This window comes from Kocuria kalidii, assembly GCF_044462225.1.
Taxonomy (GTDB): domain Bacteria; phylum Actinomycetota; class Actinomycetes; order Actinomycetales; family Micrococcaceae; genus Kocuria; species Kocuria kalidii.
In genome coordinates this window covers 1-6811 of sequence record NZ_JBISWJ010000082.1, presented here as the reverse complement: position 1 = coordinate 6811, position 6811 = coordinate 1, and the positions used below count along the sequence as shown (strand labels likewise).

At 69.8% G+C, this 6811-nt stretch carries 4 protein-coding genes; 2 read left to right on the top strand and 2 right to left on the bottom strand.

Translation table 11 applies throughout. The annotated features are described in order from the left end of the window. Positions 1-20 precede the first annotated feature (20 nt). On the bottom strand, positions 21-1481 hold the full coding sequence (locus ACH9D3_RS12580; protein WP_396411199.1) for an amino acid carrier protein: 1461 nt from the start codon (positions 1479-1481) through the stop codon (positions 21-23). 429 nt (positions 1482-1910) lie between these two features. Continuing rightward, complete coding sequence (locus ACH9D3_RS12575) at positions 1911-3512, bottom strand: PucR family transcriptional regulator (RefSeq protein ID WP_396411198.1); 1602 nt, start codon at positions 3510-3512, stop codon at positions 1911-1913. Positions 3513-3807: 295 nt separating this feature from the next. Here ACH9D3_RS12575 and ACH9D3_RS12570 point away from each other — a divergent pair, with 295 nt between their 5' ends. Together ACH9D3_RS12570 and ACH9D3_RS12565 are read left to right on the top strand one after the other, a co-directional pair. Further along, positions 3808-5328, top strand: coding sequence for a CoA-acylating methylmalonate-semialdehyde dehydrogenase (locus ACH9D3_RS12570; RefSeq protein ID WP_396411197.1), 1521 nt, complete (start codon positions 3808-3810; stop codon positions 5326-5328). 10 nt (positions 5329-5338) lie between these two features. Further along, positions 5339-6718 (top strand): aspartate aminotransferase family protein, encoded by a 1380-nt coding sequence (locus ACH9D3_RS12565; protein ID WP_396411196.1) that lies wholly within the window; start codon positions 5339-5341, stop codon positions 6716-6718. The last annotated feature ends 93 nt before the right edge of the window (positions 6719-6811 follow it).

Below are 6811 nucleotides of genomic sequence, written 5' to 3'. Positions count from 1 at the left end.
CCGCCGGCGGGATGGAGCCGTCAGAGCCGGTTGATGGATGCGGTGACGGGGGCGTCGGCGGACTCCCAGAAGGTGGCCCCCTTGATCCCGGCGGCGGCGGGGTCGAAGAGCGGGTTCAGTCCCTGCTTCTGCTGGCGCTCGAAGTCCCGCAGAGCCTTGAGCGCGATCGGCAGGAGCAGGGCGATGGCGACCATGTTGAACCAGGCGATGAGGCCGTAGCCGATATCGCCCATCATCCACACGAGTTCGGTGGTCCGGACCGTGCCGAGGTAGACCGCCAGCAGGACCGCGACCTGCACGATGCGGGCCAGGACGCCTCGGGAACTGCCGGTGAGGTACACGATGTTCGTCACGCCGTAGTAGAAGTAGGACAGGATCGAGGTGAAGGCGAAGAAGAAGATCGCCACGGCCACGATGCCGCCGCCGAGACCCAACCCGGGGGCGATCGTGTCGACGGCCGTCTGGGTGAAGGCCGCTCCCGGCTCCACGCCGGGGAGGTTCTCGGTGAGCGCGGGTCGCCCCTCGGGCAGGATGTTGTAGGCGCCGGTGGACAGGATCATCACACCGGTTGCCGTGCAGACCAGGACAGTGTCGACGTAGACGGAGAACGCCTGGACCAGGCCCTGCTTGGCCGGGTGCGTGACGGAGGCCGCCGCACCGGCGTATCCGCCCTCACCGACACCGGCAACGTTGGAGTAGAGGGAACGCCGGACGCCCCAGGACACCGCGGCACCGATCATGCCGCCGTAGACGGCGTCCATGCCCAACGCCGAGGAGACGACCAGGCGCACGACCTCGGGAATGGCCTGGAAGTTCATGATCAGCACGACGACGGCGAGCAGGATGTAGGCGACGGCCATGGCGGGCACGACCGTCTGGGCGAAGTGGGCGATGCGCTTGGTGCCGCCGAAGACGACGAGGGCGGTGAGCGCGGTGAGGACCAGGCCGGAGATCCAGGTCGGGATGCCGAAGGCGGAGTCCAGGGAAGTCACGATGGTCGAGGACTGCACGCCGGGGATCAGCGTCGTGTAGCACAGCACGGCCACGGTCGCGGCCGCGACCGCGAGCCACTTCATCCCCAGGCCCTTCTCGATGTACCAGGGGATGCCGCCGCGGTACTCCCCGTCGACCTTGACCTTGTAGATCTGCCCGAGCGTGGCCTCGGTGAAGGCGCTCGAGGCGGTGAGCAGGGCGGTGACGATCATCCAGAACAGGGCACCGGGTCCGCCGAAGGCAATTGCGGTGGCGACGCCGGCGATGTTGCCGACTCCTACCCGGCCGCCCAGGGCCATGGCGAAGGCCTGGAAGGAGGTCGTGCCGTCCTTCGACTCCGCGCGTGCGAAGAGGAACTTGATCATCGCCGGCAGCTGCCTGACCTGCACGGCGCGGGTGGCGATCGTGTAGATGGTGCCGGTGATGAGTGTCACGTATACGAGTGGGTTCCAGATGACGTCGTAGGTGGTGGCGAGGAAGGTTTCCATGTGCTGCTCCGTCTGCGTGAAGGGAGTTCCATGTCCCCCGGGAGGTGTCCCTCGTACGTCCCCGGGGGGGAAATCGTCGGCTCTGCCCTGGACAGTGGTCTGGGCGGGAGCGCGGTCTCTCCCTCGTCGAGAAGGAACTACGACGAGGGAGGCAGATCGCCTGGGTGTCGGATTGTCAGGCAATGTGTGTTGCAGGGAAGCTAAGCATGTGAGGCGCGACACGTCTACCCCTGGCGGCAAGAAAATCGTTAAGTTCGCGTTAAAGCACCAGGGGTGCCCGCTTGAGGACTGAGCCCGCTGGACCGGGCGGTGAGCTCCAGATGCGCCTTGCGCTGTGGGGTCGCCTGGAACGGGTGTTCGCCACCCCGATCGTCCTCGGAGCACGATCTGAGGGCAGGTGAAGTGGCCGTTCTCAGCGGCCGGCCGTTCTCACGCAGTGGTGTCGACGCCGGCTTCCTGGAGCCGGTACCAGAGCAGCGCGACATGGAGTGCGGTGCGGGATTCGGCGTCGTCCAGGGACACGCCCAGCTGGTCCTGCAGTCCAGCCAGTCGCGCGTAGAGGGCTGGGCGGCTCAGGTAACCGGTCCGGGCCAGTGCGGACTTGTTGCCCCCGTGGCGCAGGTAGAGCTCCAGCAGCTCCAGGCCTGCAGCATCCTGCCCCTCGAGCAGGGGCGCGAGCTCGGCCTCGGCGAAGGTCTTGACACGGGGATCCGCTCCCAGCAGGGCCAGCAGACCCCGCAGCCGGACATCGGCGAAGCGGTAGTAGGGGCGCGGACGGATCTCCAGGGTGGCGGCGATGTCGGCGACCTGTGCCGCCTCGTCCAGGCCGGAGGCGGCCTCCAGCAGAGTCCCCCGACTGGGGGCCATGCCCACCGTCCATGCGGCGTGCTGCCCGTGGACGTCGACCAGCTGGGCACAGATGCGCTCCACCAGGGGCTCGGCCAGCTGGCGGGCCGGCACCGCGAGCAGCACGCCGAGGGAGCCGGACTGCATGCTCGCCGCCAGCATGGAGCGACGAGCCTGACGGACGACGGCGGCCAGGTCCTCCAGCAGTGCCCTCCCGCGCAGTTGCAGCCCGGTCGGATCCTCCTCCGGTGAGCGGTCCAAGCGCATCGCCACCGGGACGTAATAGGCCGCAGGCTCCAGGCCGAGGGCGGCCGCACGCGTCAGGGCTTCGTACTCTGTGAGGGCATGGGGCTGGCGCAGCTCGTGCAGTAGGCCGGCCTGGGCCTGGTGCAGCAGCTCCCGCTCGTCGCGTCCCGCCATGCGCGCGAGAGTCAGCGCCTGCCCGGCGCGCTCCAGCACCTGGGCGGCGTCGGCGTCGTCGGGCAGGGCCGTGGGGACGACCAGCCGGCCCCACCGTCGGCCCCGGACGCCCACCGGGGTCTGCAGCCAGTCTTCCGCGCCGGCCCGGCGCCCGGTCTCCTCCTGGTAGCCGACCAAGCGCGCGCGCTCGACCCAGTCGAGCAGCAGTGCCCCGGAGCCGACCTGAGCGGCGTGGAAGGCCAGCACCCGGTGGGCGACGTCCTCGAGCACGACGGGAGCTCCCAGGAGCTCGGCCGTGCGGTCGACGATCTGCTGCTCACTGGCGCTCTCGAGGCTGAGCTGGGTGAAGACCTCGTGCACGCGCCGCACCCGCTCCACCCGGGCGAGCTGTTCGCCCACCAGCATCCGGTGCGCAACCTGGGTGATCCGGACGAAGCGGACGGAGCGGGTCAGCAGCACCACGGGCAGGGAGCGACCCCGCGCGGCGGCCCGGAGGACTTCGATCGCCCCGGTCGCCGGTTGCCCGGCCGCGTCGACGAGTTCGATCACCGCACCGACGGCCCCGGCCGCCTCCAGCTCGTCCAGGAACCGATCTGTCGCCTCGGTGGAACCACGGAACGTCTGACCAGTGGTCAGCACGAGCTCGCCCCCCTCCAGCAGGGAGCCCACCCCTTCGGTGTCGGCGATGTGGACCCACCGCACCGGGGCGCCCATGACGTCCGCCCCACAGAGGACCTCGGGGGCACCGGCACGGATCTCAACCATCTCCAGCACGGTCCGCAGCGTCACCGGGGGGATCGCCGCGGCATGGCCGGGGTCCGACCCCTCGGGCACAGCGGTCCCCGACGTCACCGGCGGCGTGGCGCGGGAAGCTCCACCCCGTCTCGTCGCACCATCCATGTCCGGAGTGTCGGATGCTCGCATTGACACATTGTAAAGTTCACCACTCGATTTCGGACACCTTGTTGCTGGCGTCACCAACCAGCACCAGCCAAGCTGATTGTCAGACAACGACGCAGGATTGCCGTTGTGTCGACCGCCCGCACGAAAGGACCAATCGATGCAGACTGCCACGCAGACCACCACCCGCACCGTCAGCCACTGGATCAACGGCGAGCTCGCCGCCCCCGGCTCGGCTGCCCGCTTCGCGGACGTCACCAACCCCGCCACCGGCCGGGTCACCTCGCGCGTGGCCCTGGCCCCCACCGGCACGGTGAACGAGGCGGTCACCGCGGCCGCCGAGGCCTTCCCGAAGTGGCGGGACACCTCGGTCGCGCGCCGCACCCAGGTCGTCTTCGCCTTCCGTGAGCTGCTCAATGCCCGCAAGGGCGAGCTGGCGGAGATCATCACCGCCGAGCACGGCAAGGTCCTCGACGACGCCCTCGGTGAGGTCTCCCGCGGCCAGGACGTGGTCGAGTTCGCCTGCGGCATCCCGCAGCTGCTCAAGGGCGGCTACACGGAGAACGCCTCCACCAAGGTGGACGTGCACTCGATCCGCCAGCCCCTGGGCGTGGCGGCGATCGTCTCCCCGTTCAACTTCCCGGCCATGGTGCCGATGTGGTTCTTCCCCGTGGCCATCGCCGCCGGCAACACCGTGGTGCTCAAGCCCAGCGAGAAGGTTCCCACCGCCGCGATCTGGATGGCCGAGCTGTGGAAGGAAGCCGGCCTGCCGGACGGTGTGTTCAACGTCGTGCACGGCGACAAGGAAGCCGTCGACGCCCTCCTGGACAGCCCGGATGTTGCCTCCGTGTCCTTCGTGGGCTCCACCCCGATCGCCCGGTACGTCTATGAGCGCGGCACCGCCCACGGCAAGCGGGTCCAGGCTCTGGGCGGAGCCAAGAACCACATGCTGGTGCTGCCCGACGCCGACCTCGACCTGGCCGCCGACGCGGCGGTCAACGCCGGCTACGGTGCCGCCGGTGAGCGCTGCATGGCGATCTCGGCGATCGTGGCCGTGGAGTCCATCGCCGACGAGCTGGTGGCCAAGATCGCCGAGCGCACCCGCACGCTGCGCATCGGTGACGGCACCCGCGGGGCCGACATGGGCCCGCTGGTCACCGCCGCCCACCGCGATAAGGTGGCGAGCTACATCGACGCCGGCGAGCAGGCCGGGGCCACCCTGGTGGTCGACGGCCGCCAGGTCGACCCCGACGCCGAGGGCGAGGGCTTCTTCCTCAACCCCACCCTGTTCGACCACGTCACCGAGGACATGTCGATCTACACCGACGAGATCTTCGGTCCCGTGCTCTCCACCGTGCGGGTTCCCAGCTACGACGAGGGCGTGGCGCTGATCAACAGCAACCCCTACGGCAACGGCACCGCGATCTTCACCAACGACGGCGGGGCCGCCCGCCGCTTCGAGAACGAGATCCAGGTGGGCATGGTCGGGATCAACGTCCCGATCCCCGTCCCGATGGCCTACTACTCCTTCGGCGGCTGGAAGAACTCGCTGTTCGGCGACACCCACGCCCACGGCGCCGAGGGCGTGCACTTCTTCACCCGCGGCAAGGTCGTGACCAGCCGCTGGCTGGACCCCAGCCACGGCGGCCTCAACCTCGGCTTCCCGACCAACGACGCCTAAGGAGCTCACCGTGACCGACACCACCACCGAGACCGCGGCCCTCACCGCCGAGGAGATCGAGGCCGGCCGCCGCGCCTACGACCTGGACCGCGCCCACGTGTTCCACTCCTGGTCCGCCCAGGGCTCCCTGGACCCCATGACGGTGCTCAAGGCCGAGGGCTCCTACCTCTGGGACGGCGAGGGCAACCGGCTGCTGGACTTCTCCTCCCAGCTGGTGAACACCAACATCGGCCACCAGCACCCGAAGGTGGTCGCCGCCATCGTCGAGCAGGCCCAGACGCTGTGCACCATCGCCCCGCCGCACGCGAACCCGGCCCGTTCCGAGGCGGCCCGGCTCATCGCCGAGATCACCCCCGGGGACCTGAACCACGTGTTCTTCACCAACGGCGGTGCCGACGCGGTGGAGCACGCCATCCGGATGGCGCGCCTGCACACGGGCCGGCACAAGGTGCTCTCCGCCTACCGCAGCTACCACGGCGGCACCCAGCTGGCCGTGAACGTCACCGGGGACCCCCGCCGGTTCGCCAGCGACTACTCCGACTCCGGGGTGGTGCACTTCATGCCGGCCTACCGCTACCGCTCCTACTTCGACGCCACCACCGAGGCGGAGGAGACCGAGCGGGCGCTGCGCCACCTCGAGGACATGATCGTGCTCGAGGGCGCCCAGAACATCGCCGCGCTGATCCTCGAGTCCATCCCCGGCACCGCCGGGATCTACCTCCCCCCGGCCGGCTATCTGGAGGGTGTGCGGGAGCTGACCCGCAAGTACGGCATCGTCTACATCGCCGACGAGGTCATGGCCGGCTTCGGGCGCTCCGGGAAGTGGTTCGCCGTGGAGCACTGGAACGTGGTCCCCGACCTGATCACCTTCGCCAAGGGCGTGAACTCCGGCTACGTCCCGCTCGGGGGCGTGGCGATCTCGGAGGCCATCCACGACACCTTCCGGGAGCGTCCCTACCCCGGCGGGCTGACCTACTCGGGTCACCCGCTGGCGTGTGCGGCAGCGGTGGCGGCAATCAACGCCATGCGCGACGAGGGCATGATCGAGCACGCCGCCTGGCTGGGCGAGAACGTCCTCGGCCCCGGACTGCGCGAGATCGCCCAGCGCCACCCCTCGGTGGGCGACGTCCGCGGCACCGGGTGCTTCTGGGCCGTCGAACTGGTGAAGGACCGCACCACCAAGGAGCCCCTGGCGCCCTACGGCGGATCCTCCCCCGCGATGACCGAACTCGTGGCCGCGCTGAAGGCCGCCGGCCTGCTGCCGTTCGCGAACTTCAACCGCATCCACGTGGTGCCCCCGCTGAACATCAGCGAGGCCGACGCCCGCCGCGGTCTGGAGATCCTCGACGCGGCCCTGGACGTGGCCGACCTCCACGCACAGAACGCCTAGGCCTCACCGGTGCCGCTGACCCGATCGGTCCGCGGCTCCGGTGAGCAGGCGCAGGATCCGACCGTCAGACCCTGCGCCAGCCGCCGAGGGGCG

Excerpts from the sequence above, each read along its gene's own strand:
- ACH9D3_RS12580 (WP_396411199.1), bottom strand. The coding sequence starts at position 1,481 with ATGGAAACCTTCCTCGCCACCACCTACGACGTCATCTGGAACCCACTC.
- ACH9D3_RS12575 (WP_396411198.1), bottom strand. The coding sequence starts at position 3,512 with ATGGTTGAGATCCGTGCCGGTGCCCCCGAGGTCCTCTGTGGGGCGGAC.
- ACH9D3_RS12570 (WP_396411197.1), top strand. The coding sequence starts at position 3,808 with ATGCAGACTGCCACGCAGACCACCACCCGCACCGTCAGCCACTGGATC.